Genomic DNA, 24,939 nt, shown 5'->3' with positions numbered 1-24,939 from the left:
TAACAGTGTCTCGGCGAAAGGGTGACAGTGTCGCGCGCGTTTGGGTGGAAGGCCGACAACAAGACCGTCGACCTCGCCGAGGCCGAAGAGATTCGGTACTGGGCGCGCTACCTGCTCGACGATTCCGATACGTCCCCGACCCTGCGCAGGCTCGTTGCCGACATCGAATCCCGCGGCGTCTCGACCGTGACCGGCGGGCGGCCCTCGCCGACGGTTGTCCGCCGGGCACTCGTAGCGCCCCGTATGATCGGCCGCCGCTTCAATGACGCGGGTGATCTGGTCGACACCGACATCGAGCCCATTCTCGACGAAGGTACCTGGAACCAGCTGCGCGCGATCCTGCTCGCCCCCGAACGACAGAAGTTCGCCCCCACCCGCACCAACGTCTACCTGCTCTCCGACGGCCTCGCCGAATGCGGTCTATGCGCCCATCACCTGAGCTACAACACCTCCGGCGGGCGGGCACCGGTCTACGGCTGCAGCACCGCCGGGGGCGGCTGCGGCAAGGTCAGCATTACCGCGGCCCTGCTGGAGGCCGATATCACCGAACGCGTCCTGGCCCGGCTCACCGATCCGGGCTACCGGCGCAAGCTCGGGCGGGCGATGGCGGCGGCCGGAACGATCGAGGATCAGCAGCGCGTCATCGCCGATCTGCGCGCGCGGCTGGCCGTACTCGGCGAGGACTTCGCCGACCGCAAGATCGAGCGCGAGACCATGCTCGCCGGGACCGAACGCGCCCGCGCGAATATCGCTGCGGCCGAGCACAGCATCGCGGCGATGACCACTCTCGCCGACGTGCCCGGCCCGACGGTCGAGGACGTGCTCGCGTGGTGGGAGGACACCTCGGCGACCCAGCGGCACGAGATCGTCGCCGTGCTGCTCGATCGGGTGGTCGTGCGCTCCTCGGAAGGGCGGCAGGTGATCGGAGCCGACCGGCTCGAACCCCACTGGCGCAGCTTCGACTAGCTACCGCATCGATCCGCCTGGCAGACACTCGGGCGCATAGCCCATCGACCCGTCGGCGAAGACGCCCGTTCCGGGCTGGTAGTTCTCGTCAGCGCACTCGACCAGCGCGCCGCCCGCCCCCAGCGGACGCCCTTGCGAATCCAGCGCGGTCGGCGGCGCGAGCGCGGCCGTGGTCGGCACGGTGGTCGCCGCCGGGGCGGGCGCGCTCGTCGGCCCCGGCACGGGAACGGCGGCCGTCGGTGCGGAGCTGTTGGCGAGGTGGTCCGGCACGTCCACGCGGACCGCCGCCGGGGTGACGGTCAGGATCTTGATGTTGTCGATCGTCGAGGACTGATCGCCGACCAGCGGCGAATAGACCAGCTCGGTCGGTGCGGACTCGGCCCGCACGGTGAACCATCCCTCGGTCTTCCCGCCGGGCGCGGCGGTGACCGCCTCCGGATAGTCCGCCTCGCACCCGTAGATGCTCGCCGTCTCGACTGCGCGGCTCGCGCCGATCTCGTCGACGTACTGCAGCTGATAGACATCGGGGACCGGCAGCTGCTCGCCGACACCGTTCTCGATCTCCACTCGGATCGCGAGGGTGACACCGGTCCGGTTGCCCGCGATGCAGTCGGTCGGCAGCGCTTCGATCGTGACGAACCGGATCTCGCCGATCCGTGCGCCGGTGTCGGTCCGGGCGAACGCGATCGATTGACCAGGCACGAGCGCGGTCGGCGTGGTCGCGATCGTCGTGGGTGTGGCCTGCGCCTGGTCCGGCGCGCTGTCGGTGCCAGAGTTCGAGCAGGCGACGACAGTCGCGGAGAGCAGAGCGAGACCTGCGGCAGCGGCGAATGTACGGCGAGGCAACGAATTCCCCCTAGACGAGTCGGGCGCCGCCACGCTAGCACCGCGCGGCGACGCCCGTGCCGAATCAGCTCGTGGACTTGTGGGCCCCGGACACGGCCCGCAGTCGCACGGTGGCGGTCATCGACCATCCCAGCTGAGCCGCGACCACCTCAGGCGGGATGCCAGCGCCGAGCAGACGTGATCCGCACATGCGGCGCAACTCGTGCACTCGCGGGCGCCAGCGGCCGAGCTCGCCGCCCGCGTCGAGTACGGCTTGCCCCCAGACCCGCCGATACTGGGCCATCAGCCCCGGCCCGAAGGTGAGGCCGACGCGGAAAAGTTCCTCGTCCTCGCGGGTCAGGTCCAGCGATTCGATGATCATCTCGGGCAGCGTCACCGTCCGAACCTGCCTGGCGCGAACCACTTCCCAATACTGGGCAGCGCAGACCCATGTGCGCTCGATCCGGCAGGTGCCAGCGCCGGGGTCGATATCGGGTGCGGTGAGCGCTGCGGCTTCGCCGAGCCGGACGCCGGTCACGGCAAGGAACTCCGTCAGCGGACGCCACTGCTGCGGGATACCGGCGGTGATGGCCTGATAGTCCGCCGGGGTGAGGACGCGTTCGAGGCGCGGGATCATGCGGCGGTCCCCCTGCGCAGTGCGACCACCTGACCGGCCGGAGCCGGTTCGGTGGGTGGGGCGAGCATCGCGGCCATCGCCGCCGCCGCTGCCGCCCCGGCCTGCCGGTCGAGGTGGCCGTACCGGTCGACCGTCGTCGTGATCGACTCATGCCCGAGGTGGGATTGGATCACCGGCAGCGGCACACAGGCCGCGATCATCCACGAGGCGCAGGTGTGGCGCAGATCGTGGATGCGGGGTGTCTTGCCGTGCAGCGGATCATCGGGGTCGGCGGCGAGCTTGTCGAGTGTGGGCACCCACACCGACTTGTAGAAGGTGCTGATCTGGACCGGGTCGCCGTGGGAGTTGGTGAACAGCCACGCCTTGTACGGGCGCCCGCGCAGCGGCAGCTCGTCGATCAGATCGGGGGCGAGGTTGATCGTGCGCCGTGACTTCTTGGTCTTGGGCGTGCCGAGGACCCGAGCGCCGCCGGTGTACTTCCACGCGCGCCGGATGCGCACGGTGCCGTCCTTGCGGTTGACGTCGCCGACCTGCAGCGCGGTCACCTCGCCCCACCGAACTCCGGAAACGACAAGGAATTTCACCAGCAGCCGCCACTGCTGGGGCAGGGCGGCGAGTAGGGCGGCGACCTCGTCGGATTCGAGGAAGGTCATCTCGGCCTGGTCGATGTCGGGCAGCCTGGTTTCCAGGCACGGATTCTTCTCGATGTGGCCTTTCTTGCAGAGCCATTTCATGAGTCCGCACAGGTAACCGTGTTTGTTCGCAATGGTTTTCGCGGAGTTCTTTTTCTCGCGGGCGAGGTGATTGATCCAGCGGGTCACGGTCTCGTCCGTGATGCGGTCGACGGGCAGATCCGCGTTGAAGAATGGGCCGAGGTCGTTGCGCAGATAGCGCTCGTATCGCTGCCGTGTCCCGTCGCTGATATTGGTGCGGCTGTCGTTGTAGTCGTCGCACGCCTGTTTCAAGCTGGGGACGTCGTCGTTGCTGTCGGCGATGCGCATCATCTCGAGGGCGACTTCGGGGCCGCGCTCGTTGAAGATCTTCTGCCATTTGACGGCGTCGGCGTAGTCGGTGAATTCGACGCTGGGCTGCTTGCCGTTGAGCCGGTACTGCAGCTGATAGGTGGTGTTGCCGCCGCGGCTGGTGCGTGTGCGGATCGATGCCATGTGGCCGGTCCTCTGCTGGTCGGTACAGGGGTGCCGACTTCCCGCAGAGACACGTGCGACAGGCTGCTGTTGCCGCCGCTGTTGCCGAGAGCCCTGGTAGAGAGGGTCGAAACCACTCCCTACCAGGGCTTTCCCTGGCGGAGGATAGGGGATTTGAACCCCGCCTCTGACCAGCGGAAACAGTCGCAAACTGCGCGAACGTGAATCTCCGTGAAGCTCGGTGCTTCTCGCAACCTGCAGGTTACGGGACCGGTGTTGCCGTGGCAACGGGGTCGGGGCCGAGGATTTCGATCGGCTTTCCCGCCGGTGGCGACGCGGCGGCCGTTCGTGATCGGGTGCCGATGATCAGGGGGCGTGCGCCACGGTGGGGCGCATGGCACGGGCGCGGAAGCTGTTCGCGCACACGATGTCTCGGCGGTCGCTGAAAGGGCGCTGACTGGGTCACCGCCGCTTCGAGACCTAGCGGTATGTGCCAAGTGATCGGGAGCGCACCTTGGCAAGATGTACAGTCGCTCAGGTCATTTGGAGGATTTCTAGAGCAAAAGGTCAACCCGCGAGTGTATGCCCGTGTCGGTTGCTGGGGGGTAGATTCGTGCCCCTAAATTTAGCGAATCCGATTCCATTCAAAATCGATTCGAGTAGTTTGTCCCGTGGGTGGTACGGAGCGGAGCCGGGCCCCCGCCTCCAGTCGTTCGTCGGTTTGTTGCACCCAGGGGAAGACGTGTGGGGTCTTGTAACGGCACACCGCTCTATACAGGCGCGGAATCATGACCAGTGAGGTTTCCGGGGGTAGTCCGCCCGGTCATCCTTATGAGCTAGCCAGTTTGTCGGCGTCGTTGGCGGAGTACTTCGAATCGCTGAAAGAGCTGGGCATCGAGATCAATTCAGCATGTGGCGAGGTCGAGATCGAGCTCGCCCGAGGGCGGCTGAAGCTCGGGCATTTGGTGATCGTCGACGGCCGAGTCGAGGTGTACCCGCGGGCTGGGACGACGCTGCATCAGCTCGGCGAGCTGATCGCGCAGGCGCAGGTCGCTGTGTTGTCCGGTCCGGACCCGTCGTCAGGGTGGCGGCCGGTCGACGGGCTCGGATGGAGTGTCGCGGTGTATCAGCCGATCGAAGTCGAACAGCCTTCGCTGACCGATCGGCCGGTCTGTTCTCCGATCCGCAGTGTGCAGATCGTGTGTCAGCCGCGCGGTTCGGAGCGCTCGCGCACCTTCTTGGCGCGGGCGACGCGCAGCATGCTGTCGTCGTCGGGGGACTGCGGCGCGGTGTAGCTGCCTTCGCTGGTGACGAGCGGCCCCGATGCCTCGGTGCCGGGTTTGGTCCTGGCGCGCCGTCGGCGGCGGATCGCTTCGAGTTCTTCGTCTTTCCGGTGGGCGAGGGCATCGCGGCCGCCGATGCCCTCGATGGCGACGCGCTGCGCTGTGCGGGCGAGTTCGTAGGTGGCGTCGACGAGGCTGTCGAGGGCGTTGATCACTTCGGTGACGTCGTCGCTGGGGTCGAAGCCGTCGGCGGCGCGGGCGGCAACCTCGGCGTCGTCGGCGCGGAAGGACAGCTCGACGAGTCCGGTGCTGTCGATGGGTGTGGTGGCTTGGCTGTCGCTGTCGGGCGCGGTGTAGCCGATGTCGGTGAGAGCGGCGTCGAGGACCGTTCGGTATGGGGTGCCGGTGAGGTCGGCGACCGCGTCGAGCAGTCGGCGCTCGGGGAGGGCGCGTAAGCCGCGGTTCTTCCACGAGTTCAGCGTTTGCGGGCTGCTGCCCATGCGCCGGGCGAACTCGGCCTCACGTACTCCGGTGTTGTCGAGGTGTGCCTGTACGAGGTTCCACAGATTGCTCACGGGTCAACCGTCCTGGTGCGGGTGTGGCAGGGCAACGCAGCCGTCAACCGACCCGTCCACCCGGTGATGGGTGCGTCGTGTCGGTAAGTCGTCCACCAATCTATGTCGAAGATTGTGCCCCATCTCCGCAGGCTGCGGAAATGTCCGCAGTCGTCCGCTTGACAATCGTCCACCATCATCGGACGATTCATCCGCAATTACTTGACTTGATTCGTCCACCAGGGGGAAGATCAATGCCGTCATATCCGTCATATCGTCGATGGCCGAAGGGGTGCTGGATGCGGGTTGCTTCGCAGGAGACGCTGCGGGCGCTGATGAAGCAGCGAAACTTCTCGATGGCGCGCCTGGCCCGATACGCAGGGTGTTCGAAGAGCTTCATTCATCAGCTGTGCGATGGCACCAAGAAGACGTGCACGGCGCAGCTGGGGGCGCGGATCGCGGAGGCGCTCGAGGTGCCCGTCGAGATCCTTTTCGTGGTCGAACAATCCGCAGATAGCGGACGAAATGTCTGCGATCGAAGGACGCATGGCACGAAGTCGCCGGACGCCGTCACCGTCTAGCGGCACAGAAGGGACAGCCACAGTGACCAACCTGAGCGAGACCAAGACCTACGACCTAACGCACGTGATCGAGGTGACCGGTGCCCCGTCGCAGGACTGGGTGAAGCGTCGGATCAACGCCGGGCTGATTCCCGCCCGGCGCGCTGGCCGCAAGTGGCGCATGACCGAATCCGATATCGCTGCGCTCGTGGAGTACATGAAGCGGCCCGCACGCACGGGGGCCGCTGCGGCGACCGCTCCCGTGCCGACATTCGAGGGGCCTGTCGGGCTCACTCCTCGCGCGCGCCGCAACCTGCACCGCCAGACCGCCTGAACTTCCCGGCGCGGCACGCCGACGCCGCGCCGGGGATCGCCGCCCTCGGGGAGGGCCACCGGGCGGACTCCCTCAGCGCCCGCTCTCCGGGGGTGGCACCACTACGGAAGGAACCGCAGTTGACCGAGCTGACCGAGGGTCGCATCCGCGAGATCGTCCGCGAGGAGATCGCCGCCGAGATGCGACGCCAGGCCGAGGCCGCCGCCGCCCACGTGAGCGCGGGAATGGCGCGGCTCAATCGGCTCTCCAGGACTCCCGTGCGGGGAGAGGTCACCCCCGACCGGCGCGACGTACAGCGTGCCGGTCGGGGGTCCGCCGACGAGGCGAGCTCATGATCAGCGCCGCCGAGTTGGAGCAGCGCCGAGACCGAATGCCGCTGCGCGAACGCGTCGAAGCGCGCCGCGCGCTGGACCGAGCGGCCGGAATCATCTATCCGCCGCTGACCGATGCAGCCGCCGCCACTCTGGCGGGGCTACTGAGAAAGGAGAAATGACATGATCAAGTTCCTCGCGCAGGTAATCCACCCGTGGCGATTCGACGCGCCGCTGCTGGTCATCCTCGACACCTGGTCGTGGGGGCCGGGCCTGTGAGCGACACTCGCCTGTTCCTGCGCTACGCCGGGTGCCGCGATACGCCGATGACGCAGTTCTTTCCGAGCCTGCCGATCGGAGACGAACGCGATGCCCTCGCCGCGTGGACCCTCGCGCGATGCGCTGACCACTGCCCGGTGCAATCGGCTTGCGCGTCGGATGCTTTGCGCCGCAAGGCCACACACGGGCTGGTCGGGGGCGTGGACCTCGGGCCCGGACCGAACCCGCGACCCGATGCAGTGACCGAACTGCACCGGATCGCAAGCCGCGTAATCAGTTACTGACCCTCACCGGCGGGGGACCGACCTCCCCCGCCGGATCATTCACAGAAACAGTAGGAGTGTAACCATGATCATTCGACCGATCACCGGCAGCCCCGACGCCGCCGCCGTTGCTGCCGACCTGCGCGCCCTGGCCGACCTCGTCGCCAGCGACGGCGACGGATTCCTCGCCGCGATCGTCGGGAGGCTGTTCGCCAGCACGCAGGCATGGCCCGCCCATGCCGCCAGCTACGACTACGACGACCAGGGCCGCGCGGTCATGGCCGAGACCATCCGCCGATTCAAGACCATCGCGGCCGGGCCGATCACCAAGAACTACCGCGACGGCGGCCTGGGCTACCTCGAAGTCGGCGTGCCGCTGCAGGCGTTGCGGATCGAACTCGTCGAACTGCGCGAGCAGGTGTGCGAGCGGGTGGTCACCGGCGTCGAGACCGTGACCGAGGAGATCCCCGACCCTGACTACATCGCCGCCGCGCCGACCATCACCCGGACTCGCGAGGTCGAATCCGTCGAGTGGCGGTGCGCGCCGGTCCTGGCCGCCGAGCAGGACAGCGAGGCGAATGCGTGATGCAGTCCAACGCTATCGAGATCGCGAAGATCCTCACCGCTGCCGAGGGACTGATGCGCGCGGCGATCACCACGGCCGCCACTGACCCCGAGCGCACCGCGCAAACCATCCAATCCGCCATCGGCACCATGCAATCCGTTCGGGGGTTCCTGCTGTGACGCACCATCTCGATCACCGCAGCGAGCAGCCGACCGAGCCGCTGCCGCGCTACGACGACCGCAGCGACCTCGTCGACGAGCTGGTGCTGCTGGCCTGCGGCGCGGTGTTCGGCGCGCTGTTCGGTGTCCTGCTCGGCCTGTGGCTGATGGGCGGGATCTCGTGAGCCGCGACCGCCGCGCGGCTTGGGAGCCGAATTGGGAACGCGCCGAGCAGCGTTCGACCGAAGCCGCCTGTGATTACCGACCCGACCCACGCCGTGGCTCGCTCGACGACCCGGACGGCCCGAGCCCACGGGATCGGTGGTGACCATGACACCCGATCGCGAGATCCTGATCGACTGGCACGAACTCGCCGCCTGCGCAGGCCGATCCGACATCGACAGGTGGCACAGCCAGACCGCGACCTCGTCGGCCGCCGCCGCCGCGAAGCGTGTCTGCGTGAACGACTGCCCGGTGCGTGAAGCCTGCGGGCGCGACGCCGTCCGGGTCGGCGACAGCACGGGGATACGCGCCGGATTCCACACCGGCTCACGGGCGGAGTGGAAAGAGCTGCATCGCTGGCTCGGCCTGCCTGTGCCCGGCCGGTCCCGGCGCGTCGACCAGGACGCGTGCGTGCGTGTGGTGTGTTCGTGTGGCGACGAGTTCGAGGTCACCGCGCAGTCCGTCGCGAGGAAATGCCCGCCCTGCCGCAACGACCTCGTCGATGTCACCGCCACCCGCACGCGGGTGCGCGAGGTGTACGCCGAACGGGGCAGCCTCCGCGCGACGGCCCAGCGGCTCGGGATCACCACGGAAATGGTGAAGTCCATCATGACCAGCCGCACCCATGTGAAGCGGCGTACCGCCGAGAAGGTGCTCGGCACTCGAATCGAGGTCCACGCATGACCTACACCGATTTCTGCACCGAGGTTCTGCCGCGCGAGACCAGCCGCGAGGAGTGGCTGCGCGTGCGCCGCCAGGGGATCGGCGGCTCGGACTGCTCAGGCGTGATGGGCATGTCGCCGAAGTACGCGAGCCCGTACACCGTGTGGGAGGACAAGACCGGCCGCGCCCCTGAGGACGAGGAGTCCGAGGCCGCGCTGTGGGGCAATCTCCTCGAGCCGGTCATCCGGGCCGAGGCGATGCGTCGGCTCGGCCTCGACTTCACCCTGCCGGGCACCCTGCGCTCGCTCGAACGGCCCTGGCAGCAGGCCAATCTCGACGGGCTGGCCTCCGACGGCGGGATCATCGAGTGCAAGAACACCAGCTCGTGGATGGCCGCAGACTGGGACGGACAGGTGCCCGATCACGCCGAGCTGCAGACCATGCACAACATGGCGGTCACCGGCGCACCGCACGCGTGGGTGGCTGGCCTGGTCGGCGGCAACCGGCTGCGGCTGGCACGCGTCGAGCGCGACGAGGAACTGATCGCGCTGATCATCGCCGAAGAACACCAGCTCTGGCATGAGCACGTGCTCACCGATACGCCCCCACCCGCGGACCCCTCGGAGGCCACCCGCGCGGCGCTGCTGCGCCGGTATCCGATCGAGGATCGCCCGATCGCGCTCGACGACCCCGAGACAGCGGTGCAGGCGGTGGAGCTGGCCGCCGCGTGGGCGCGCGGTCGCGAGATCGAAACCGCCGGCCAGTCCATGAAGCGTCAGGCCGAGAACGGGATGCGGCTGCTGATGGGCGGAGCCACCCGCGCCACCGTGGCGGGGAAGGTCGTCGCCCGAATCAGTGGCGGCACATGGGCATCGAAGAAGTTCGAGGACGCCGAGCCTGCCCTCGCCGCCGAGTACCGCACCAAGGTCGACGTGATCGACTCCAAGGCGCTGCGCGCCTCCCGGCCCGAGGTGTGGCGGCGCTATCAAGCGCAGGTGTTCAAGGCATTCCCGCTGACCATCGACCAGGAAGGCTGATCCTGTTGGGCAAGAACCTCACCCAGCGCGCACAGCAGAAGATCGCGCAGCGCGGCAGCGCGGCGCCGGACAGCGGCGAGGGCAAGGCGAAGCCGCCGAAGCTGGCGCATGTCATCACCCAGATGCAGGGCGAGATCGCGCGGGCACTGCCTCGGCACATGGACGCCGACCGCATGGCCCGCGTCGCGCTCACCGCGGTGCGCAAGTCTCCCAAGCTGGCGCAGTGCACACCGCAGTCGTTCGCCGGTGCGCTGCTGACCGCGTCGGCGCTGGGCATGGAGCCGGGCGTGAACGACGAGTGCTACCTCGTCCCCTATCGCCACTGGGACAACGACACTCGGCAAGCCTGGATGGAATGCCAGCTGATCGTCGGATATCAGGGCTACGCGAAGATGTTCTATCAGCATCCCCTCGCCGCCCACCTCGACGCGCACGTGGTCTACGAGCGCGACGCGTTCGAGTACCGGTACGGCACCAACGCCTACCTGCACCACACGCCCGCGCGCGGCGAGCGCGGCGAGATCACCGACTACTACGCCATCGCCCATCTGACCAGCGGCGCAGCCCCGTTCGTGGTGCTGTCGCCGGAAGCGGTCAGGGAGTTGCGCAACGGCAGGGAAGGGCCCAGCGGCGATATCCCCGATCCGCAGCGGTGGATGGAGCGCAAGACCTGCATTCGGCAGCTGACCAAGCTGCTGCCGAAGTCGACGAGCCTGGCCGCTGTCCTGGCCGCCGACGAGCGCGGCGGCACCGAGCTCTACCGCGAGCGCCTGGCCGAGCGCGGCGACGAGGACCTGATCGACCTGTCGCCGACCACCGTCACCACCGATGCCCCACCCGGCGACGGTCCGGCCCGCCGCGAGGAGATCACAGCGCTGATCGCGGCCATGCGCGCCGACGCCCTCACCGACGAGAGCACCCGACTCGAGTGGGCACGCAGCAACATCGGCGACCCCGACCTCGCCACGCTCGAACACCTCACCAGCGCGCAGGCCGCCGCCCTGACCCAGATCCTCACCACCGCTTCGAAAGGTCCCCAGCAGTGACCGAAACCGTCAAGATCGATACCACCGTCTATACGACGACCACCCACCGCACCCGTGTCGAATTCCCGGCCGCCGAACTGAGTGACCTGCTGCTCGATGATCTGCGCGCCGCCGTCGCCGGTGCCGCGCACATGGCGGGGGACGCGGCCGTCTCCTTCATGATCGACGGTTCATGGCGCACCCCGACCCAGATGGTCATCGAACGCATCCGGACCAGCGACGACGCCAGCGCGCACCACTGCAGCGAGCACTGCGATCCCGGCAACTGCGCGACCGAGCGCGCCGCCTGGTACGGGCCCTGGCTCGATGACGAGCAGGGCCATAGCGCACAGTCCTGAATCCCACCACCGTCCCACCGCGAGGACGGCCCACGCCCCACATATCCGCAGCTCTACATCGAAGTAGGAAAGGGCATCACATGGCCAAGGTCATCACCCACAACGGCGTCAAAGGTGGCACCGCCGAAGGGTTCACGCGCTACCGGTTCTCCGGCAGCCCGACCGATCAGTTCGAGCACCGCGGCGAGGTGGGCGAGCTACGCCGCATGACCGTCACCGTCGAATGCGTCGCCGAGGGATACGACCAGATCAACGACGGCGTCCGGCACCAGACCAAATGGCGGGTCCTCGAGGCCAGCCTCGGCGACCCGGTCGAGCGGCCCGCCGACCCCGAGCTGCCCTTCGACGATGAGGACCAGGCCGAGGGCGACGCCTACGGCGACTACTCCGAGCCCGACGCGTCGCCGGGCGGCACCGTGGCGTTCTCCGATCGCGGCGACACCGCCGACTGACCCATGAACCATGGAGACAGTCACTCTGTCGCCGTCGATTGGTCTGCTGTCGCGGCGCGCCCGGAACCTGGGTGCGCCGTGGCGCAGCGAGCGGCGAGCGCCGTGGCGCTGTACGCCGAGATCGGCCGCCCGCTACCGCAGTTCGGCCCCGAATCCGGTGGCGAGGGTGCGCATGCGTGAGGCCGCGCGCGGGGTGCTGGCGTTCCTGCTGGTGTTCGTCGGCTACGCCGGGGTGATGTACGCGCTGGCGGCGCTCGGCCCGTGGCTGTGGGGCAGCTGATGCCGATACGGCCGGAGAACCGCGGCCGGTACCCGAAGCACTGGCCCGAGATCAGCCGATGGGTGCGGTTCACCCGCGCCCGTGGCCGCTGCGAATGCCGCGGCGAATGTGGACGCCCCCCAGTGCATCTCGCGGCCGATCGCCGGTGCCCGAACGAACACAACCAGCGGGCGCACGACACCAGCAAGCCGGTCGTGCTGACGACCGCGCATCTGGATCACACCCCGGAGAACTGCGCGCCGGAGAACCTGCGCGCGATGTGCCAGGGCTGCCATCTGCACTACGACCGCGAACACCATGCCCGCACCCGCGCGGCGACGCGTCGCGCGGCGCTCGAAGAGCAGATGCATCCGTTGTTCGACCTCGACGCGAATGACTGACGAGGTGGCGAAAGTGGTTGGGGTGGAGGAGGTTTGGGGCTTGACGGAAGGTGGCGACGATGCCCGATCCGCAGATGCAGCCGATGGACCGGTTCGATTGGGAACGGGTGATCAAGCGGCTGCGCATCGCGCAGCAGTTCAAGTACATCGCCTTGATGCTCGCGACGTACGCCGCCCCCGACGGCACGCAGGTTTTCCCCGGTGTCGACGAACTGGTCGATGTGACGTGCACGAGCAAAGCCACGGTCAAACGCGGGCTGACCGAGCTGCGACGGCTCGGACTGATCGAGCTGGTCAGCCGCGCCGACCGATACGCCGGACTCGCCGACGAGTACCGGCTGACGGTCCCGGCGGACATCGCCGAGATGCCGATGCTGCCACCGGAACAGCTCGGCAGGAACAGAGCTCGCCGATGAGCCGTGACCGCCGCCGATATCACAGCTCACCCATGAGCCTTGCCTGTGGACAACGTTATTCACAGCTGGGGACAACCGGCCACCGGCACCCGCAAGTTAGGGCGACCTCAGGGCTCAAATGGCGAGGGGTCAGGGCTCATTCGAGAGGGGGTCAGGGCTCAACGGTGAGCCCCCACCATCTTTTACCAACCACCCACCAACCCGGTACCAGCGTCCCCACCTCCCAACGCAACTCACGACAGGCACACCGCCTGTGGACAAACCCACCCGAATCATCCGAGAGGACACCATGACCCAGCCGACCCACGACTCGACCTATCTCTACGGTGCCGAGCCGGTGCTGTGCCCGGAATGCGGACACGGGATCGACCCGCACGGCGTCGACCCCGGCGACCACTGCGCCGTCAGCGACGGCCGCGGCAACTACTGCCGATGCATGATGTCGCCCAACGGCATCGCCCACGCCCTGCTCAACCAGCCCGCCACCGTTATCACCGCCAGCGCCGCCCAGCAGCTCGACGCGCTCGAGGTCGTCGAGGCCGCCGCACGCGAGCACCAGCAGGCGCACAGCAGCGCGGCACTGCGAACGCTGCGCCGACGGATCGTCGAGCAGGCCGAACTCGATCTCGCCCTCGGGGCCGCACTGCACCGCGAGCTCATGCAGCACATCCGCAGCCAAGTGCCCTACTACGAGCACTTCACCGACGCGCCCACCGATCCCGCCGTCGCCGCGGAATTCGCCGCCATGCTCCGCACGGCCGTCAGCGCGACCGGCGCCACGATCGCCCTGCCGCAGAAGACCACGCCCCCCAGCGCCGAAGGCGACGCCGATGCCTGACCCGACCGCAGCGCAGCTGCGCGCCCAGCTGCTCAGCCGCCACGCCTCGCCCGACCATCTCACCGAGGAGGACGCACGGCGCGTAGGCGACGCGCTCGCGGCCTACCTCGGCGACGTGCTCGACCTGGTCGACCTCGCCGACCGGCTCGGCGTCGAGACCGGCGACGCTGGCGAACGCGAGATCCAGCGCGCACTCGGCGTCATCGCCGTCGCCGCAACCGAGCACACCGCAACGCTCGCCCCCGACCCCGTGGTGCTCTCGGGCCCACAGCCAGGCATCTGCCTGGCACCGAACCCGCCCGCGGCCCCGGCGATCCCGGTCGGCTACGTCGTCGGCTACCGCACCGCGCGCGGCGACTGGTGGATCAGCAACGACGGCCCGCCCTGGACCGACCGAGACGAAGCGGTCACCGACCTCGCCGACGCCAGCGCCGCCATGCCCGGCGTGGACTGGCGCGTGCTCACCGTCTACGACGAAACCGGCGCACCCTACCGGGCACCCGAACCGCCACCATCCACGGTCTACCTGCCCGGCGACACCCCACCCGAACGCGCCGCCCTCGAACACCTCGCACGAGAACTGTTGACCGGCAGGCAATTCCACTCAACCGCCGTGTTCGCGCTGTGCTTCATCGACGCCATCCTCACCCACACGCCGCAGCCCTCGGCCAGCCCCGACCACAAGGACACCGATGCCTGACACCCGCCGCGACCAGCTCGCCGCCGTCATCAACCCCATCACCACCTCCCACCGCGCGCCCGCCTGGCTCGCCGTCCGCTACCTCGAGGCCATCGTCGCCGCGAACTGGCAACCACCCGCCCGCGAGATCCCCGACGCCGCCGCCCTGGTCCACGAAGCCGACGGCACGGTGATCCGGCTGCGCGGCGGCGAGATCGGCGCGATCAACACCGCCTCCGGCCGCTGGCCCGGCCGCGTGCACCAACTCGAACCCGGCTACTGGATCTCACCCGCCCAGTTCCACCCCGAGGACTTCCCCGCCCGCGTGCTGTGGGAGGCCAGCGCATGAGCCGCGGCCAGCTCGCCCGCACCCCCGCCAACTTCCCCCGCATGAAGTACCGGGCCCGCAAACGCCACCGCCGCGCCCAGCTGCCGACCCCGCAGCTATTCGCGCAGCTCAACGCCACACTCCGGCAGATCGGCGTCGCCGTCGGCCGCATGATCGAACATGCCATGCCCGGTCTCAACGGCCTCGCACAGCAGATCGCGCAGATCCAGCAGTGGACGCCCCGCTGCGACATCTGCCAGGGCACCGGCGACAGCAACGGCGCGGACTGGTGCACCGAATGCGAAGGCACCGGCTACCTCCTGCCCGACCACCCCGAACCCGACACCGACGACGAAGACGACGACGGCCACGCCTACACCGGCGTCGACCCCGACGCTGCCCGCGATATCGCCCGCGCCATCGACGACGGAGTGCTGTGATGCCCGATCTCGACTGGGAGCTCACCCGCCAACGAGCCGAAACCGTCCCCTGCTCTCACTGCCACGCCGCCATCGGGCACACCTGCCGCAACCGCCTCGCCAACCACCGCCACCTCATCCACGCCCCCGCCCACGACGCCCGCATCAAAGCCGCCAACACCGCCGACACACAGGGAGCCAACCAATGACCACCGTCGTCGGCATCGACCACGCCCTCGGCCGCACTGGCATCGCGATCATCCGCGACGACCACGACCCCGACCTGCGCGCCGTCACCAGCACCGGCAAATCCACCGACACCCACAGCGCCCGCGCCCGCCGCATGATCTCCATGCGCAACCAGATCATGCGCGAGATTCCCCGCGACGCCGACCTCATCGTCATCGAAGGACTGTCGTTCGGACACAACCAGCCAGGCCAGGACCGGATACACCACCTGTGGTGGTTGATCGTCACCGCCTGCGACCGCATCGGCCTGCCGCTGGCATCCATCCCACCAACGACCATGAAGAAGTGGGCCACCGACAACGGGCAAGCCAAGAAACCCGATGTGCTGGCAGCCATCTCCGGCATGTGGCCCGGCGTCCGACTACCGAACAACGACCTCGCCGACGCACTAGGCTGCGCGACCGCCGGCGCCCAACACCTCGGCATGCCCGTGCGCTACCTGGTCCAGGAACGGCACACGCTCGCGCTGTCGAAACTCGTGTGGCCGTAGCGGCTGCGATACTCGGAAACAGACACACCGTCACCACGGTCGGTGCGATGGAGAGGAAGGGGCGAGGCCATGGCGAAGGCAGGCACCCAAGGACGCCGACGCCTGGCCTCGGCCGCCGTACGCCGCGAATACGCCCTCGAGATGTACGTCGAGGGCAAGACGTTCCAGCAGATCGCCGACGCCCTGGACTACTGCGACCGCGGCAGCGCCCACCGCGCCGTGCAGACCGCGCTCGAAGAATCCGCCGCCCGCACCACAGCACTCGCCGACCAAGCCCGCCCGCTCGTCCTCGAACGTCTCGAACGCCTCTGGGGCCCCTGGTTCACACGCGCGCGCTCGGGCGACCCAAAGGCCGCCGACATCTGCCTGCGCATGATCGATCGGTTCTGCAAGATCCACGGCCTCGACCGCATCCAAGTCGAGGCCACCATCACCAGCCGCACCGAGCTCGACGCCGAGATCGAGGAGTTGGTGAACAAGCTGCGCACCGGCGCCCCCAACGAACCCACACAGGAACCCATGACCGCCAACACTGAACACGTCGAATGATGAGACCTCTGACCGCCGCCGATACAGCGACCTACTTCATCGAGGCACCCGACACTGAAAGCGAGGAGACACCGTGACGTACGAGAACGTGACCGACGAGCCCGTGGAGGTACCGGTCGTGAACCTGGCCGACTTCGACCAAGCCGTCCGCCTACTCGGCCTGACCCCCACACCCGAACGCCCGTTGATGTCGGTGCACATCGAGGACGGCCGGGTCTACGCCACCTACGGCCAGTACGTCCGCATCAACGGCAACCCGGCGGAGCAACCTGAGCCCGCACCGAACTCGACGCCGAGATCGAAGAGCTGGTGAACAAGCTGCGCACCGCCGCCATTGCCGAACACACGCCGGAAACGACGCCGCAATCTGAGCAGACAGCGCGATCCGCTCGCTAGCTGAGGCTGACGGCGCGAAGGTAGAGGACGAATCTGCAGGAGTTGCTGAAATCTGTAAATAGATCCGATCCAAGTCAAGGGACGGTACCGTCTGTGGTACCTCATGTTAGGTCCGGACCTAACATTTGTGATGTCTGTGGTAGGTCCGGACGCAACATTTGGTGCACCATGTGCCAAACGTGAGGCCGGGCCAGAATCGCGGGAACGACTCTGGCCCGCTGTCAGGGCATCAGCAGATCCGTCCTAACGAGGCGGTACGAACTGCAGTACAACCACTGCCGCCGGGATGACACCCAGCGCCAGCGCCCAACGACACCGCACGGAGACCTCGGCGGTCACCCGAATGACCGCCGAGGATCTCCCACTCTTGTTGCGGTTCTTCCCCATTGCTCTCCTTCGTCAGTAGGTAACGGTGTACCTAGCGTGGGACATCCCCACCTGCCGACCAAGGTGCAGCGCGCTCAGCGTAGCCACCGAACCCGTTGCGATATGGGGAAATACTGGGATTTCCCGACGAAAATCGCATCGGCCCAGGACCATTGCCACTTTGCATGCGGAGCCGTTCCCAAAGTGAACGCAGGTATTTCCGAAACGGAAAACAGGACCTACCCGAAACGGAAAAAGCGTGTCATCCAACTCGGAAAAAGGTGCCCTAGCCGCCGCTGAGATCCCCGCGATCCGGACTAACGGGATGCCTTCGGCGGTGCCAGGACTCGCAGCCGCGGCGCGTACTCCCATCGGTAGAACCAGCTCGGCGTACCGTCGGGCTCCGGTTCGCCCTTCCACGCCACCACCACCCAGTCGCCGGAGTCGTCGGGTGGGTCGCGTTCCTCGCGCGTGCGAGGGTTGGGCATGTCGTCCGCGCCGAGGAATTCGCCATCGGTCACCACCGGGTAGTGCCCCGGTGGTGCGACGTAGCCGATGCGGTCCCCGCCGGTGCTGTCGGCGAGGTCCGGCCGGTCGACCTTCGTGCGCGGCGGCAACCCCACGGTCCCAGCCTGCCACACTCTGGCCCGGTGGCCCCGTCACTGCGTCGCGCGAGAATGGGCAGGTGACGTCCGTTCTCGACGGCGACGGCTGGCGTGGCCTGCCCGATCGCGACAAGCAGCACCTACGCGACCGGCTGCGCGAGGCGTGCGCCCGCGCGGGAGTGGCCCTCGATACCAGCGACACCCCCGGCAGGCTCGCCGAAAAGCACGTGCCCGGCACCGCGCGGCGCGACTACCTCGACCGGATCGATCGCGATCTGGTGTGGGTGCGCGACACCCCCAACGCGAAGCTGATGATCTTCACCCCTTCCCAGGTCGGCAAGAGCACGCGCGTGTCCCGGTGGTTTCCGTTCTGGTGGCTCACCCAGAAACCGCGTGACCGCATCATCCTCGCCAGTTACGCGTCCTCGCTGGCGATGGGCCATGCCGCGGCCTGCCGCGACTTCATCGCCGACTACGGGCGCGAGTACGGGCTACGCCTGCGCGACGACGAGGCCACGAAATCCGACTGGACCCTCACCACCGGCGGCGGCTACCGGGCGCGCGGCGTGCGCTCGGGCCTGGTCGGTCAGCCCATGGATCTCGGCATCATCGATGACCCGTTCGCCGACCGCGCCGCCGCGGACTCGCCCACGATCCGCGAAGCGGTGTGGAACTGGTACTCGTCCGCGTTCGCCACCCGCCGCGCCCCCGAATGCCGCGAGGTGCTGGTCATGCACCGCTGGCACACCGACGATCTCGCCGGGCGGCTGCTGGCGCGCGAGGGCCGCGAAGAAGAAGGCGGCCAATGGCGGGTGCTGCATCTGCCCGCTATCGCCCTGGCCCCCGACCGCGAGCGCGGCATCTACCCCGACCCGCTCGGCCGCGAACCCGGTGCGCCGCTGCAGCATCCGAAGATCGCCGCCGACGACACCACCGCGCAGCTGCGGCACTGGGACAACCTGCGCATGTCGCTGACCGCCCGCGACTGGCAGTCGCTCGCGCTCGGGTTGCCGATCTCGGCCGAAGGCGCCCTGCTCGACGACACCCTGATCCGTGCGCGCACCGGCACCCCCGGCCCGGCGGTCCGGATCGGTGTCGGCGTGGACCCCTCCGGCGGCGGCCGAGACACCGCGGGAATCGTCGCCGGTCTGGTCGACGAGTCCGGCCGATTCTGGTGGACCCATTCGCGCACCGGCCGCATGTCCTCGGATCGGTGGCCGCGCGAGGTGTGCCTGCTCGCCAACGAGGTCGGCGCCGACCGGATCGTGTTCGAATCCAACTATGGCGGGGACATGTCGTCGACGCTGATCCGCCAGGCGTGGTCCGCGCTGCAAACCGAGGGTGCCATCCCGGTCACCGCTCTCTGTCCGTACATCCGCAGTGTGCACACCCGGCGCAAGAAGATCCTGCGCGCCGAGCCGATCGCCCAAGCGGTCACGATCGGCCGGATCGGATTCGCGACCGACCCCTCACTGCGCGACCTGACCACCGAGTGGACCCAATGGGAACCGGGCTCGACCTGGTCGCCCGGCGCACTGGATGCCGCGGTGCATTTGGCGGCTGACCTGCTGCCGCAGATCGGGGCAGGCGCGACAACCCACAGCGTCGCCGCCAAGCGCCGCGACAGCGTCGCCGCGTCCGGGGGAGTCGCCGCCCGCCGCCGATGACCGCCAAGGCTAGAGCTGGTCGGTCACGTCGTGCCCGTCGAGCAGGACCGCAGTCGTTCCGCCCTGCTGTGCGAGCCATTCGAACAGCTGTTGTCCGGATTCCATCAGCGCGTGAAACGATGGCGCGAACTCTTCGACAACGGCCACCGGTACCGTTGCGCGCAACACGAATTCGCGGGTGACCGGCTCGGTCATTGACGCCCCTCCCTTACAGCTTGTCTGTGATCTCGTCCTCGCCGTCGAGTAGACAGCGAACCGAACTGCCTTGCACGCTCAGCGCGGCGGGTGCGGTGTCCAGATCCACCTACCGGCCAGAAATTCGGCCGCAGTTGGGACCGCCGGGCCGCATCGCCTCGCGCTCGTAGAGCACCTGCCAGAACAGCTCACGCTGCGCCGGGAACAGGTCAAAGCACTTCCCGAGATCGACACCGTCCTCACCGGGCGGCATGGGCAAGTCGCGCCGACCGCTGCGCACCGCGAAAACCGTTGCGACGCCGCCCACGATCGCCCAACGCGCTGTGCCGCTCGCTTCTGTGGTGGCGTACATCGTCGGCGTGATCGGTGTGCTCACGCGGGCCACCCCGCCGGTACGAGCTTGCCGTCGCCGACGAGCTTCTTGTACGCGATCGTCTTCGTAAGGCACTGGCCTACTTGGCATTCGCGGTGTGCCTGCATGGCCTCGTGCGGGTGCTCGGCCGCCCACCGCAAGCTCGCGTGGTTGATGATCGCGGCGATGGTCGAGGCGTCGATATTCGGGGGAAGATGAATCGCCACGGCTACCCCCGCATCGGAACGAGCGCGCGGGCGGCCTCGGCGTCGAGACGGGCTCGGATTTCGGCGACGGTGGGGCCGCGGTGGTGCCGCGCGGGTACGGCGCGATCGGCCGCGGCTGCGACGCCGACCAAGAGGAGTAGCGCAATCACCATGATTGCGAGGATGATTTCCATAGTCGGGTGCCTCCAGCTCCCTGGAACGGATGGAGTGCACCCGGCGCCAGGGGATAAGGGGCCGACCTGGCGGCGGGTGCTGTCTTCACCTTCACCGACCAGGCACTTTCATCCCACCCACAAACCTGCTACGGAAGTCCTACGCTTATCCGACGAGTCGTTGCGAGCGCAGACCGGGGGCACGAATGATCGTCAGCAAGTGGACGGCGACCGAGGTCAAGACACTGCGGAAGGTCGCCCTACGGATGACACAGGCCCAGTTCGCCGACGATCTCGGCTGGGACGTGAAGACGATCCAGAAATGGGAACAGCGAGCGACCGTCGACCGGCCGGTCGTCGGCGAGTCCGCCGAGTCGCTCGACACAGCGCTTGCACGCCTGGACCCCGTTCAGCTCGAGCGGTTCCGCCTGGCTCTCGCCGCTGCGCCACGAGTGGCGGACGGGCATCCTGGTCGTGATGGCATCGAACCTGTGGGTGCAGTATCGGAATCGCCGAGCGCGGGTGAGCTCGGCATGTACGCATGGGAAGTCGACGACGACGTGAGACGGCGGGAATTCGGGAAGCTGGCAGCCCTCGGCGCTGTGACCATGCTGGCGGGTGAACACGACCGCCTCGGTGCGTCCGACGTGCGGCGTCTACTCCATGGAGTAGACACCCTCGAACATGAGGACCAACTATCCGGCGGGGCGGCCCTCGTCGACTTCGCCGTCGAACAGCTGGCACGCGCGAAGCACAAGCTCGACACGTGCGCCTATGACACCGCGACCGGCGACGCATTCACCAGCGCCACAGGGCAGCTGGCCGTGCTGGCGGGCTGGCTCGCCTACGACGCCGACCGGCATCCACTCGCCCGACGCTGCTATGCCGACGCGCTGGCGCTCGGTACCGAAGCCGACGACGCCGATCTGATCGCACATACCTGCCTCTACGCAGCCAATCAGTCGATAGCGCTCAGCCGCGCCGGGGCCGGAAGCCCCTACCACGCACTCAAACTGGTCCACCGCGCCCGCGATCTCATGCGCGGGCGGCCACCCGGGCGAATCCACGCGCTCATCGCGATCCGCGAGGCGCAGGCGTACGGCGTCGTCGGCGACCACACCGCCTTCGGCCGCACACTGGCAACAGCGTGGCGCGAAATGGATGCCGCCGCGCAGTACGAACCGATCGACGAGTGCCCGCAGTGGCTCCGTTTCGTCAGCCATTCCGAGATCGCCGGGCATGAGGCACGCGGCTACGGCGACCTCGGCGAGACATCACGATCTGTCGAGCTCTACAGCGCTGCCGCCGCCGAACAGACGAGCCCCCGCAACGCGATGAACCTGCACGCCTGGTCGGCCGCCAGTCGGGCACAAGTCGGCGACGTCACCGGCGCTGTAGCCGAGGGACTGCCCGTACTCGCGTCCCTCGGCGAAGTGTCGTCCACGCGAACCCTGCGCGTGCTGGAACCCGTGCGCCGCACCGTCGAGCCTCTCGCGGTCGGCAGCGAATTCTGCGGTCGGTTCGACGCTCTCGCGCAGAAAGCCATCGCGCGATGACCACCACCATCGAAGGCCTCATGTTCCGGCACTGCTCGGCCGCGCAAGCACGCGAACTGCGCGACGTTGTCGAGGATATCTATCGACGGTCGTATGTCGATGCCATCGCTTCCGGTGACCCGTTCGACTCGCCCGCCGAGTTCATGCACCGGTTCGACGCCTACACCGATCCGGCCCGCGGCAGCGGTTTCGAACTGGTGATGGCCACTGTTCACGGCAACCCGGCCGGTCAGACTTGGGGCTGGCCACTGCCGACGAACGCGCGATGGTGGGAAGGGCTCACGCTCGACGAGGGCGATATCGACGCGTTCACCGTCGAGGACGGTGCCCGGACATTCGCGCTCAGCGAGATCATGGTGTGCCAGGAGTACACCGGCCACGGACTCGCGCGCAGGCTGCACGACGAACTGCTCGGCGGCCGTTCAGAGCAGCGCGCCACCCTGCTCGTCGAGCCGGACAACACACGGGCCTACGCCGCATACCGGAAATGGGGCTGGAGCAAGGTCGGATCGCTGCGCCCACATTGGCCCGACGCTCCACAGTTCGACGTGCTGCTCTACCCGCTCACACCGAGCGAGTCAGTACCGATCGTCGTCGACCCGTAACGGCTCGCAGTCGTACTCGTCGTCGGCCGCCTCGCGGTACAGGACACGCAGCCGCGCGATTAGCGAGTCGAGCGACTCGCCCGGCATATGCCCGATGCCGTCCAGCACGGCGACGACCGAGGCGACGATCTCGGCCGCCGGTGGGTGGCGCAACGTCGCACGCACCGCGGTGACGACATCCCGCTCACCCGCAGCCCGCGCCGCGACGACGACCCGCAGCAACTCGCGCTGCGCGGGTGTGGGGAATTTGTCGATATCGCTCATTCGGTGCCCCTGATCCTGGCGTGCCGTGAGTCGAACGCGGTGTGATCGCACCCGGCCGCGGGCGGCGGCGAGTAGATCACCACGCCGCATTCCCGGCAATCGTACGTCCGGTGCCCGCCGCCGACAGCGGTGCAAGCCTGCCACCCGACCAGCGTCCGACCAGCAGTGAGCCGATGACCGGCCGGACAGCATTCGGGCGCGCCCTCGGCGTATCGACCATCGCGAATCTGCCGGAGCGGGCGGCGGCGATTCGAATACATGTGCGGATACTATTCGGTTTGTGTCGGACGGAGCAGCGGACAGAATGTGCGGACTCTGCGGCGAGCGGCCGGTCGGTCCCGGCGGCCAGATGTGCCCGGAGTGTCGGTCTCGAGTCGAGAAGCAGAACCGAGAGAACCCCTATCCGCTGGTTCCCAAGTCGGACTAGCCGCGCGCCCATCCGCGCGACTGCGCCACCCGCCAGCGGCCCGGCCGCGCAGCGACCCACGCGCGCCATGCGCGCACCTCGGCGGCGTAGGCCGCCACCTCGGCGGCGGACTCGGCGAGTTCTGCAGCGGCGAATTGGGCTGGGCCTCTACGTGTCGTGCGGCTCCGGATGTGGCTCATGCACATCTTTGACGCGCCACGCCGAGCTGCGGTTCCCGCCGCATCACCGATGCCAAAGCAACACTTCGGCAAACCTTCTCAAGATCGGCGCTCACTCCTCTCTCCGTGGGAATAGCGTCGCAGAATGACAGATATCGACTGGGCGAGCCAGGCTGAGGAGTGGGGCGATCGCGCTGATCGGCGGCTTCGGGACCTCCTCGACCATCCAGGCCCCACTAACGAGATGAATTGGGTGGTCGTACGCGCCGTACAGGCACAGGCGCAGTTCTGCGCAACGATGGCGGTTCGGGATCGCCTCTATCAGCTTTCGCTGCCGCCGGACGAGCGCTACACCTAGCTCGCAACCGAGCTATCGCGTTCAGGCGCGGGGGTCGCCCGGCAGCATCGGCACGAGTTGATCCAGCGGCGGGATCGCCGCACATCCGGCGCAGGTATCGACCTGGACCGTGACGGTCATCGTGCCGCCGTGAATGCCGCCGGACGGGCCGCGTGGCGTCCACGGCCCGAGCACGACATCGCCGGAGAGTCCGGCACATTCGACCGCGCGGCGCATCGCGGCGGCGTCGTCGAGGACATCGCGCGCGAGGCTGTCGAGCACCGCGATATCGGGCATCGCGTTGTCGTCGGTGTTCCAGTAGCAGCGGTCGACGCCGAGCTCGATCACCGCGGCCAGCTGCGCCACCCGGCCCGCTGGTACCGGCTGCGACAGCGGGGCGGGGAATCGCTCGGTCGGACCGACCGACACCACCCGCGTCCACGCCATCCCCTCGCCTTCGTCGCAGGCGCACCACCCGTAGGCGGGGGTGAGCGTGCCCGGATGCACGACCGAGATACACGGCGCCCCGGCACGCGTGGTGGACAGCGCGGTCGTCAGCGCGCCGATCAGCGTGTGCGCGACCTGGTAGACCCCGGTGTCCATGTCAGCGGACCCGGATCGGGTCGAGCATGTCCACGGAATACGCGCGCGAGGGTGCGCGCCGCTGACCGGGATTCACTGCGGCGAGCCAGCGATCCACCGACTCGACGCCGGTGAGTCCGGATTCGAACAGCGCGGCCGGATCGATCAGCTGGATATCGACGCCCTGGCGCGAGATCTGCTGTGCCCGCGCGGGTATCGCGCACTTGCCCGACCCGCCGCGCGCTTTCAGGAACTCCACCGCCAGATCCACGAGCACGGCCAGGCCGTCGGCGGGGATGGGCAGCCCGCGCGTGTAGGTCACGACGAACGCGGCCGGATCGTCGCCCACCGGCCACAGCTCGCCGTCGGTGCGCACCAGCCACCGCCGGTTGTGCACCTCATAGGCGTCATCGACGAGCACCACGCCGTCGACGACAACCGAGGTGATCGACTGGACCGGGCCCGGCAGGTGCGCGCGTTTGCGTGAGGACGCGCACCGGCACGCCTGCACACATCCGCATCCCGCCCGCCCGAGCAGCCGCGACGACCCGTAGGGGCCGTCGTAGGTCGGGTGCTGTCCCGGCTCCACGCGCGGGGAGACCGTCTCCTCGCACACTCCGTACACCCGGCCCGAGAGCGCCCACAGCGTGGCCGCGGCCAATGCCTCGGCCGCGGCCTTGTCCGCCGTGGTGGCCGAGTCGTAGGCGCTCGGCCACGCCACCACCCATCCGCACGCTGGCATCAGGGAATGACCAGCGCCGTCGCCCCGCACCCCCTCGCGGGC

Annotated in this window: 42 protein-coding genes; 30 read left to right on the top strand and 12 right to left on the bottom strand. The window is 68.3% G+C overall.

Translation table 11 applies throughout. The features are described 5' to 3' along the window. The first annotated feature begins 27 nt into the window (after positions 1 to 27). A complete protein-coding gene (locus QK444_RS00210; protein WP_282775846.1) occupies positions 28 to 966 on the top strand; it encodes a zinc ribbon domain-containing protein in 939 nt (312 codons plus the stop codon). Here QK444_RS00210 and QK444_RS00205 read toward each other — a convergent pair whose 3' ends face one another. Genes QK444_RS00205 through QK444_RS00195 form a run of 3 tightly spaced genes read right to left on the bottom strand, consistent with a single transcriptional unit; the run spans position 967 to position 3,594 of the window. Next, a complete protein-coding gene (locus QK444_RS00205) occupies positions 967 to 1,845 on the bottom strand; it encodes a hypothetical protein (RefSeq protein WP_282775844.1) in 879 nt (292 codons plus the stop codon). It lies immediately after the preceding gene. A 31-nt stretch (positions 1,846 to 1,876) separates the two neighbouring features. After that, the gene (locus QK444_RS00200) at positions 1,877 to 2,428 is read right to left on the bottom strand and encodes a tyrosine-type recombinase/integrase (RefSeq protein ID WP_282775843.1); all 552 of its coding nucleotides are present in this window, start codon (positions 2,426 to 2,428) and stop codon (positions 1,877 to 1,879) included. Continuing rightward, the gene (locus tag QK444_RS00195) at positions 2,425 to 3,594 is read right to left on the bottom strand and encodes a site-specific integrase (RefSeq protein WP_282775841.1); all 1,170 of its coding nucleotides are present in this window, start codon (positions 3,592 to 3,594) and stop codon (positions 2,425 to 2,427) included. Before QK444_RS00195 ends, QK444_RS00200 begins: the two co-directional genes overlap by 4 nt. Before the next feature lie 767 nt (positions 3,595 to 4,361). Between QK444_RS00195 and QK444_RS00190 the strand changes: the two genes are divergently transcribed. Then, positions 4,362 to 4,868 (top strand): hypothetical protein, encoded by a 507-nt coding sequence (locus QK444_RS00190; RefSeq protein ID WP_282775840.1) that lies wholly within the window; start codon positions 4,362 to 4,364, stop codon positions 4,866 to 4,868. On the opposite strand, the gene QK444_RS00185 is transcribed toward QK444_RS00190, so the two are convergent. Next, positions 4,778 to 5,431 carry a hypothetical protein gene (locus QK444_RS00185; RefSeq protein WP_282775838.1) on the bottom strand — a complete coding sequence of 218 codons (654 nt, stop codon included), beginning with the start codon at positions 5,429 to 5,431 and terminating at the stop codon, positions 4,778 to 4,780. The genes QK444_RS00190 and QK444_RS00185 overlap by 91 nt on opposite strands. Positions 5,432 to 5,709: 278 nt before the next feature. Here QK444_RS00185 and QK444_RS00180 point away from each other — a divergent pair, with 278 nt between their 5' ends. The 24 genes from QK444_RS00180 (at position 5,710) to QK444_RS00065 (ending at position 16,579) form a co-directional block, all read left to right on the top strand. Next, entirely contained in the window at positions 5,710 to 5,991 is a 282-nt protein-coding gene (locus QK444_RS00180) for a helix-turn-helix transcriptional regulator (RefSeq protein ID WP_282775836.1), read from the top strand. Between the two features lie 22 nt (positions 5,992 to 6,013). Further along, positions 6,014 to 6,304, top strand: coding sequence for a hypothetical protein (locus QK444_RS00175; RefSeq protein ID WP_282775835.1), 291 nt, complete (start codon positions 6,014 to 6,016; stop codon positions 6,302 to 6,304). Positions 6,305 to 6,423: 119 nt separating this feature from the next. After that, positions 6,424 to 6,639, top strand: coding sequence for a hypothetical protein (locus tag QK444_RS00170; RefSeq protein WP_282775833.1), 216 nt, complete (start codon positions 6,424 to 6,426; stop codon positions 6,637 to 6,639). Then, positions 6,636 to 6,797, top strand: a complete 162-nt coding sequence (locus QK444_RS00165) for a hypothetical protein (RefSeq protein ID WP_282775831.1) — start codon at positions 6,636 to 6,638, stop codon at positions 6,795 to 6,797. The genes QK444_RS00170 and QK444_RS00165 overlap by 4 nt, the downstream gene beginning before the upstream one ends. A 93-nt stretch (positions 6,798 to 6,890) precedes the next feature. Further along, on the top strand, positions 6,891 to 7,178 hold the full coding sequence (locus QK444_RS00160; RefSeq protein ID WP_282775829.1) for a WhiB family transcriptional regulator: 288 nt from the start codon (positions 6,891 to 6,893) through the stop codon (positions 7,176 to 7,178). 64 nt (positions 7,179 to 7,242) lie between these two features. Next, positions 7,243 to 7,743 carry a hypothetical protein gene (locus QK444_RS00155; protein ID WP_282775828.1) on the top strand — a complete coding sequence of 167 codons (501 nt, stop codon included), beginning with the start codon at positions 7,243 to 7,245 and terminating at the stop codon, positions 7,741 to 7,743. After that, positions 7,743 to 7,901 carry a hypothetical protein gene (locus QK444_RS00150; protein WP_282775826.1) on the top strand — a complete coding sequence of 53 codons (159 nt, stop codon included), beginning with the start codon at positions 7,743 to 7,745 and terminating at the stop codon, positions 7,899 to 7,901. The genes QK444_RS00155 and QK444_RS00150 overlap by 1 nt, the downstream gene beginning before the upstream one ends. After that, on the top strand, positions 7,898 to 8,065 hold the full coding sequence (locus tag QK444_RS00145; protein WP_282775824.1) for a hypothetical protein: 168 nt from the start codon (positions 7,898 to 7,900) through the stop codon (positions 8,063 to 8,065). Before QK444_RS00150 ends, QK444_RS00145 begins: the two co-directional genes overlap by 4 nt. A gap of 145 nt (positions 8,066 to 8,210) precedes the next feature. After that, entirely contained in the window at positions 8,211 to 8,786 is a 576-nt protein-coding gene (locus QK444_RS00140) for a WhiB family transcriptional regulator (RefSeq protein WP_282775822.1), read from the top strand. Next, positions 8,783 to 9,802, top strand: a complete 1,020-nt coding sequence (locus QK444_RS00135; RefSeq protein WP_282775820.1) for a lambda-exonuclease family protein — start codon at positions 8,783 to 8,785, stop codon at positions 9,800 to 9,802. The genes QK444_RS00140 and QK444_RS00135 overlap by 4 nt, the downstream gene beginning before the upstream one ends. Before the next feature lie 5 nt (positions 9,803 to 9,807). Then, positions 9,808 to 10,848 (top strand): recombinase RecT, encoded by a 1,041-nt coding sequence (locus tag QK444_RS00130; protein WP_282775818.1) that lies wholly within the window; start codon positions 9,808 to 9,810, stop codon positions 10,846 to 10,848. Then, complete coding sequence (locus QK444_RS00125; RefSeq protein WP_282775816.1) at positions 10,845 to 11,186, top strand: hypothetical protein; 342 nt, start codon at positions 10,845 to 10,847, stop codon at positions 11,184 to 11,186. Before QK444_RS00130 ends, QK444_RS00125 begins: the two co-directional genes overlap by 4 nt. An 80-nt stretch (positions 11,187 to 11,266) precedes the next feature. Continuing rightward, the gene (locus QK444_RS00120; protein ID WP_282775814.1) at positions 11,267 to 11,638 is read left to right on the top strand and encodes a hypothetical protein; all 372 of its coding nucleotides are present in this window, start codon (positions 11,267 to 11,269) and stop codon (positions 11,636 to 11,638) included. Positions 11,639 to 11,648: 10 nt separating this feature from the next. Beyond that, positions 11,649 to 11,918 carry a hypothetical protein gene (locus QK444_RS00115; protein WP_282775812.1) on the top strand — a complete coding sequence of 90 codons (270 nt, stop codon included), beginning with the start codon at positions 11,649 to 11,651 and terminating at the stop codon, positions 11,916 to 11,918. Further along, on the top strand, positions 11,918 to 12,298 hold the full coding sequence (locus tag QK444_RS00110; RefSeq protein ID WP_282775810.1) for a hypothetical protein: 381 nt from the start codon (positions 11,918 to 11,920) through the stop codon (positions 12,296 to 12,298). Before QK444_RS00115 ends, QK444_RS00110 begins: the two co-directional genes overlap by 1 nt. A gap of 59 nt (positions 12,299 to 12,357) precedes the next feature. Continuing rightward, positions 12,358 to 12,714 carry a helix-turn-helix domain-containing protein gene (locus QK444_RS00105; protein WP_282775808.1) on the top strand — a complete coding sequence of 119 codons (357 nt, stop codon included), beginning with the start codon at positions 12,358 to 12,360 and terminating at the stop codon, positions 12,712 to 12,714. 289 nt (positions 12,715 to 13,003) lie between these two features. Then, a complete protein-coding gene (locus QK444_RS00100; protein ID WP_282775806.1) occupies positions 13,004 to 13,552 on the top strand; it encodes a hypothetical protein in 549 nt (182 codons plus the stop codon). Further along, complete coding sequence (locus QK444_RS00095) at positions 13,545 to 14,252, top strand: hypothetical protein (RefSeq protein WP_282775805.1); 708 nt, start codon at positions 13,545 to 13,547, stop codon at positions 14,250 to 14,252. Before QK444_RS00100 ends, QK444_RS00095 begins: the two co-directional genes overlap by 8 nt. Further along, positions 14,245 to 14,580, top strand: a complete 336-nt coding sequence (locus tag QK444_RS00090) for a hypothetical protein (RefSeq protein WP_282775803.1) — start codon at positions 14,245 to 14,247, stop codon at positions 14,578 to 14,580. The genes QK444_RS00095 and QK444_RS00090 overlap by 8 nt, the downstream gene beginning before the upstream one ends. Continuing rightward, positions 14,577 to 14,999 (top strand): hypothetical protein, encoded by a 423-nt coding sequence (locus QK444_RS00085; protein WP_282775801.1) that lies wholly within the window; start codon positions 14,577 to 14,579, stop codon positions 14,997 to 14,999. The genes QK444_RS00090 and QK444_RS00085 overlap by 4 nt, the downstream gene beginning before the upstream one ends. Continuing rightward, a complete protein-coding gene (locus QK444_RS00080) occupies positions 14,999 to 15,187 on the top strand; it encodes a hypothetical protein (protein WP_282775800.1) in 189 nt (62 codons plus the stop codon). The genes QK444_RS00085 and QK444_RS00080 overlap by 1 nt, the downstream gene beginning before the upstream one ends. Beyond that, entirely contained in the window at positions 15,184 to 15,717 is a 534-nt protein-coding gene (locus QK444_RS00075; RefSeq protein ID WP_282775798.1) for a crossover junction endodeoxyribonuclease RuvC, read from the top strand. Before QK444_RS00080 ends, QK444_RS00075 begins: the two co-directional genes overlap by 4 nt. 69 nt (positions 15,718 to 15,786) lie before the next feature. Continuing rightward, entirely contained in the window at positions 15,787 to 16,266 is a 480-nt protein-coding gene (locus QK444_RS00070) for a hypothetical protein (protein ID WP_282775797.1), read from the top strand. A 73-nt stretch (positions 16,267 to 16,339) separates the two neighbouring features. Beyond that, the gene (locus QK444_RS00065) at positions 16,340 to 16,579 is read left to right on the top strand and encodes a hypothetical protein (protein ID WP_282775795.1); all 240 of its coding nucleotides are present in this window, start codon (positions 16,340 to 16,342) and stop codon (positions 16,577 to 16,579) included. Between the two features lie 766 nt (positions 16,580 to 17,345). Here QK444_RS00065 and QK444_RS00060 read toward each other — a convergent pair. Then, positions 17,346 to 17,651 carry a hypothetical protein gene (locus QK444_RS00060; RefSeq protein ID WP_282775793.1) on the bottom strand — a complete coding sequence of 102 codons (306 nt, stop codon included), beginning with the start codon at positions 17,649 to 17,651 and terminating at the stop codon, positions 17,346 to 17,348. Positions 17,652 to 17,713: 62 nt separating this feature from the next. On the opposite strand from QK444_RS00060, the gene QK444_RS00055 reads away from it, so the two are divergent. Next, the gene (locus QK444_RS00055) at positions 17,714 to 19,300 is read left to right on the top strand and encodes a terminase family protein (protein WP_282775791.1); all 1,587 of its coding nucleotides are present in this window, start codon (positions 17,714 to 17,716) and stop codon (positions 19,298 to 19,300) included. Positions 19,301 to 19,309: 9 nt separating this feature from the next. On the opposite strand, the gene QK444_RS00050 is transcribed toward QK444_RS00055, so the two are convergent. From QK444_RS00050 to QK444_RS00035, 4 genes are all read right to left on the bottom strand, one after another. Beyond that, positions 19,310 to 19,495, bottom strand: a complete 186-nt coding sequence (locus QK444_RS00050; protein ID WP_282775789.1) for a hypothetical protein — start codon at positions 19,493 to 19,495, stop codon at positions 19,310 to 19,312. A 109-nt stretch (positions 19,496 to 19,604) separates the two neighbouring features. After that, the gene (locus QK444_RS00045) at positions 19,605 to 19,871 is read right to left on the bottom strand and encodes a hypothetical protein (protein ID WP_282775787.1); all 267 of its coding nucleotides are present in this window, start codon (positions 19,869 to 19,871) and stop codon (positions 19,605 to 19,607) included. Further along, positions 19,868 to 20,074: a hypothetical protein gene (locus tag QK444_RS00040; RefSeq protein WP_282775785.1), complete on the bottom strand. Its 207-nt coding sequence runs from the start codon at positions 20,072 to 20,074 to the stop codon at positions 19,868 to 19,870. The genes QK444_RS00045 and QK444_RS00040 overlap by 4 nt, the downstream gene beginning before the upstream one ends. A gap of 2 nt (positions 20,075 to 20,076) precedes the next feature. Continuing rightward, positions 20,077 to 20,247 carry a hypothetical protein gene (locus tag QK444_RS00035; RefSeq protein ID WP_282775784.1) on the bottom strand — a complete coding sequence of 57 codons (171 nt, stop codon included), beginning with the start codon at positions 20,245 to 20,247 and terminating at the stop codon, positions 20,077 to 20,079. 185 nt (positions 20,248 to 20,432) lie between these two features. On the opposite strand from QK444_RS00035, the gene QK444_RS00030 reads away from it, so the two are divergent. Both QK444_RS00030 and QK444_RS00025 read left to right on the top strand, forming a co-directional pair. Further along, positions 20,433 to 21,782, top strand: a complete 1,350-nt coding sequence (locus QK444_RS00030) for a hypothetical protein (protein WP_282775782.1) — start codon at positions 20,433 to 20,435, stop codon at positions 21,780 to 21,782. Then, positions 21,779 to 22,387 (top strand): GNAT family N-acetyltransferase, encoded by a 609-nt coding sequence (locus QK444_RS00025; RefSeq protein ID WP_282775780.1) that lies wholly within the window; start codon positions 21,779 to 21,781, stop codon positions 22,385 to 22,387. Before QK444_RS00030 ends, QK444_RS00025 begins: the two co-directional genes overlap by 4 nt. On the opposite strand, the gene QK444_RS00020 is transcribed toward QK444_RS00025, so the two are convergent. Next, positions 22,361 to 22,651 (bottom strand): hypothetical protein, encoded by a 291-nt coding sequence (locus tag QK444_RS00020; protein WP_282775778.1) that lies wholly within the window; start codon positions 22,649 to 22,651, stop codon positions 22,361 to 22,363. The genes QK444_RS00025 and QK444_RS00020 overlap by 27 nt on opposite strands. 730 nt (positions 22,652 to 23,381) lie before the next feature. Between QK444_RS00020 and QK444_RS00015 the strand changes: the two genes are divergently transcribed. After that, positions 23,382 to 23,594 carry a hypothetical protein gene (locus QK444_RS00015; RefSeq protein WP_282775776.1) on the top strand — a complete coding sequence of 71 codons (213 nt, stop codon included), beginning with the start codon at positions 23,382 to 23,384 and terminating at the stop codon, positions 23,592 to 23,594. A gap of 21 nt (positions 23,595 to 23,615) precedes the next feature. On the opposite strand, the gene QK444_RS00010 is transcribed toward QK444_RS00015, so the two are convergent. Continuing rightward, positions 23,616 to 24,176, bottom strand: a complete 561-nt coding sequence (locus QK444_RS00010) for a hypothetical protein (RefSeq protein ID WP_282775774.1) — start codon at positions 24,174 to 24,176, stop codon at positions 23,616 to 23,618. Between the two features lies 1 nt (position 24,177). Continuing rightward, on the bottom strand, positions 24,178 to 24,939 hold a 762-nt coding region (locus QK444_RS00005; RefSeq protein ID WP_282775772.1), incomplete at its 5' end, for a hypothetical protein.

The sequence above is a fragment of the Nocardia sp. CC201C genome, assembly GCF_030010695.1.
Lineage (GTDB): Bacteria > Actinomycetota > Actinomycetes > Mycobacteriales > Mycobacteriaceae > Nocardia > Nocardia otitidiscaviarum.
The sequence above is the reverse complement of the archived record's forward strand: the minus strand, read 5'-3'. Positions and strand labels throughout refer to the sequence as shown.

Coding starts and splice junctions, on each gene's coding strand:
- QK444_RS00200 (WP_282775843.1), bottom strand. CDS start 2,428: ATGATCCCGCGCCTCGAACGCGTCCTCACCCCGGCGGACTATCAGGCC.
- QK444_RS00195 (WP_282775841.1), bottom strand. CDS start 3,594: ATGGCATCGATCCGCACACGCACCAGCCGCGGCGGCAACACCACCTAT.
- QK444_RS00190 (WP_282775840.1), top strand. CDS start 4,362: ATGACCAGTGAGGTTTCCGGGGGTAGTCCGCCCGGTCATCCTTATGAG.
- QK444_RS00180 (WP_282775836.1), top strand. CDS start 5,710: ATGCGGGTTGCTTCGCAGGAGACGCTGCGGGCGCTGATGAAGCAGCGA.
- QK444_RS00165 (WP_282775831.1), top strand. CDS start 6,636: ATGATCAGCGCCGCCGAGTTGGAGCAGCGCCGAGACCGAATGCCGCTG.
- QK444_RS00155 (WP_282775828.1), top strand. CDS start 7,243: ATGATCATTCGACCGATCACCGGCAGCCCCGACGCCGCCGCCGTTGCT.
- QK444_RS00150 (WP_282775826.1), top strand. CDS start 7,743: ATGCAGTCCAACGCTATCGAGATCGCGAAGATCCTCACCGCTGCCGAG.
- QK444_RS00140 (WP_282775822.1), top strand. CDS start 8,211: ATGACACCCGATCGCGAGATCCTGATCGACTGGCACGAACTCGCCGCC.
- QK444_RS00135 (WP_282775820.1), top strand. CDS start 8,783: ATGACCTACACCGATTTCTGCACCGAGGTTCTGCCGCGCGAGACCAGC.
- QK444_RS00120 (WP_282775814.1), top strand. CDS start 11,267: ATGGCCAAGGTCATCACCCACAACGGCGTCAAAGGTGGCACCGCCGAA.
- QK444_RS00115 (WP_282775812.1), top strand. CDS start 11,649: ATGGAGACAGTCACTCTGTCGCCGTCGATTGGTCTGCTGTCGCGGCGC.
- QK444_RS00110 (WP_282775810.1), top strand. CDS start 11,918: ATGCCGATACGGCCGGAGAACCGCGGCCGGTACCCGAAGCACTGGCCC.
- QK444_RS00105 (WP_282775808.1), top strand. CDS start 12,358: ATGCCCGATCCGCAGATGCAGCCGATGGACCGGTTCGATTGGGAACGG.
- QK444_RS00100 (WP_282775806.1), top strand. CDS start 13,004: ATGACCCAGCCGACCCACGACTCGACCTATCTCTACGGTGCCGAGCCG.
- QK444_RS00095 (WP_282775805.1), top strand. CDS start 13,545: ATGCCTGACCCGACCGCAGCGCAGCTGCGCGCCCAGCTGCTCAGCCGC.
- QK444_RS00090 (WP_282775803.1), top strand. CDS start 14,245: ATGCCTGACACCCGCCGCGACCAGCTCGCCGCCGTCATCAACCCCATC.
- QK444_RS00085 (WP_282775801.1), top strand. CDS start 14,577: ATGAGCCGCGGCCAGCTCGCCCGCACCCCCGCCAACTTCCCCCGCATG.
- QK444_RS00080 (WP_282775800.1), top strand. CDS start 14,999: ATGCCCGATCTCGACTGGGAGCTCACCCGCCAACGAGCCGAAACCGTC.
- QK444_RS00075 (WP_282775798.1), top strand. CDS start 15,184: ATGACCACCGTCGTCGGCATCGACCACGCCCTCGGCCGCACTGGCATC.
- QK444_RS00070 (WP_282775797.1), top strand. CDS start 15,787: ATGGCGAAGGCAGGCACCCAAGGACGCCGACGCCTGGCCTCGGCCGCC.
- QK444_RS00050 (WP_282775789.1), bottom strand. CDS start 19,495: ATGACCGAGCCGGTCACCCGCGAATTCGTGTTGCGCGCAACGGTACCG.
- QK444_RS00035 (WP_282775784.1), bottom strand. CDS start 20,247: ATGGAAATCATCCTCGCAATCATGGTGATTGCGCTACTCCTCTTGGTC.
- QK444_RS00030 (WP_282775782.1), top strand. CDS start 20,433: ATGATCGTCAGCAAGTGGACGGCGACCGAGGTCAAGACACTGCGGAAG.
- QK444_RS00025 (WP_282775780.1), top strand. CDS start 21,779: ATGACCACCACCATCGAAGGCCTCATGTTCCGGCACTGCTCGGCCGCG.
- QK444_RS00020 (WP_282775778.1), bottom strand. CDS start 22,651: ATGAGCGATATCGACAAATTCCCCACACCCGCGCAGCGCGAGTTGCTG.
- QK444_RS00015 (WP_282775776.1), top strand. CDS start 23,382: ATGACAGATATCGACTGGGCGAGCCAGGCTGAGGAGTGGGGCGATCGC.
- QK444_RS00010 (WP_282775774.1), bottom strand. CDS start 24,176: ATGGACACCGGGGTCTACCAGGTCGCGCACACGCTGATCGGCGCGCTG.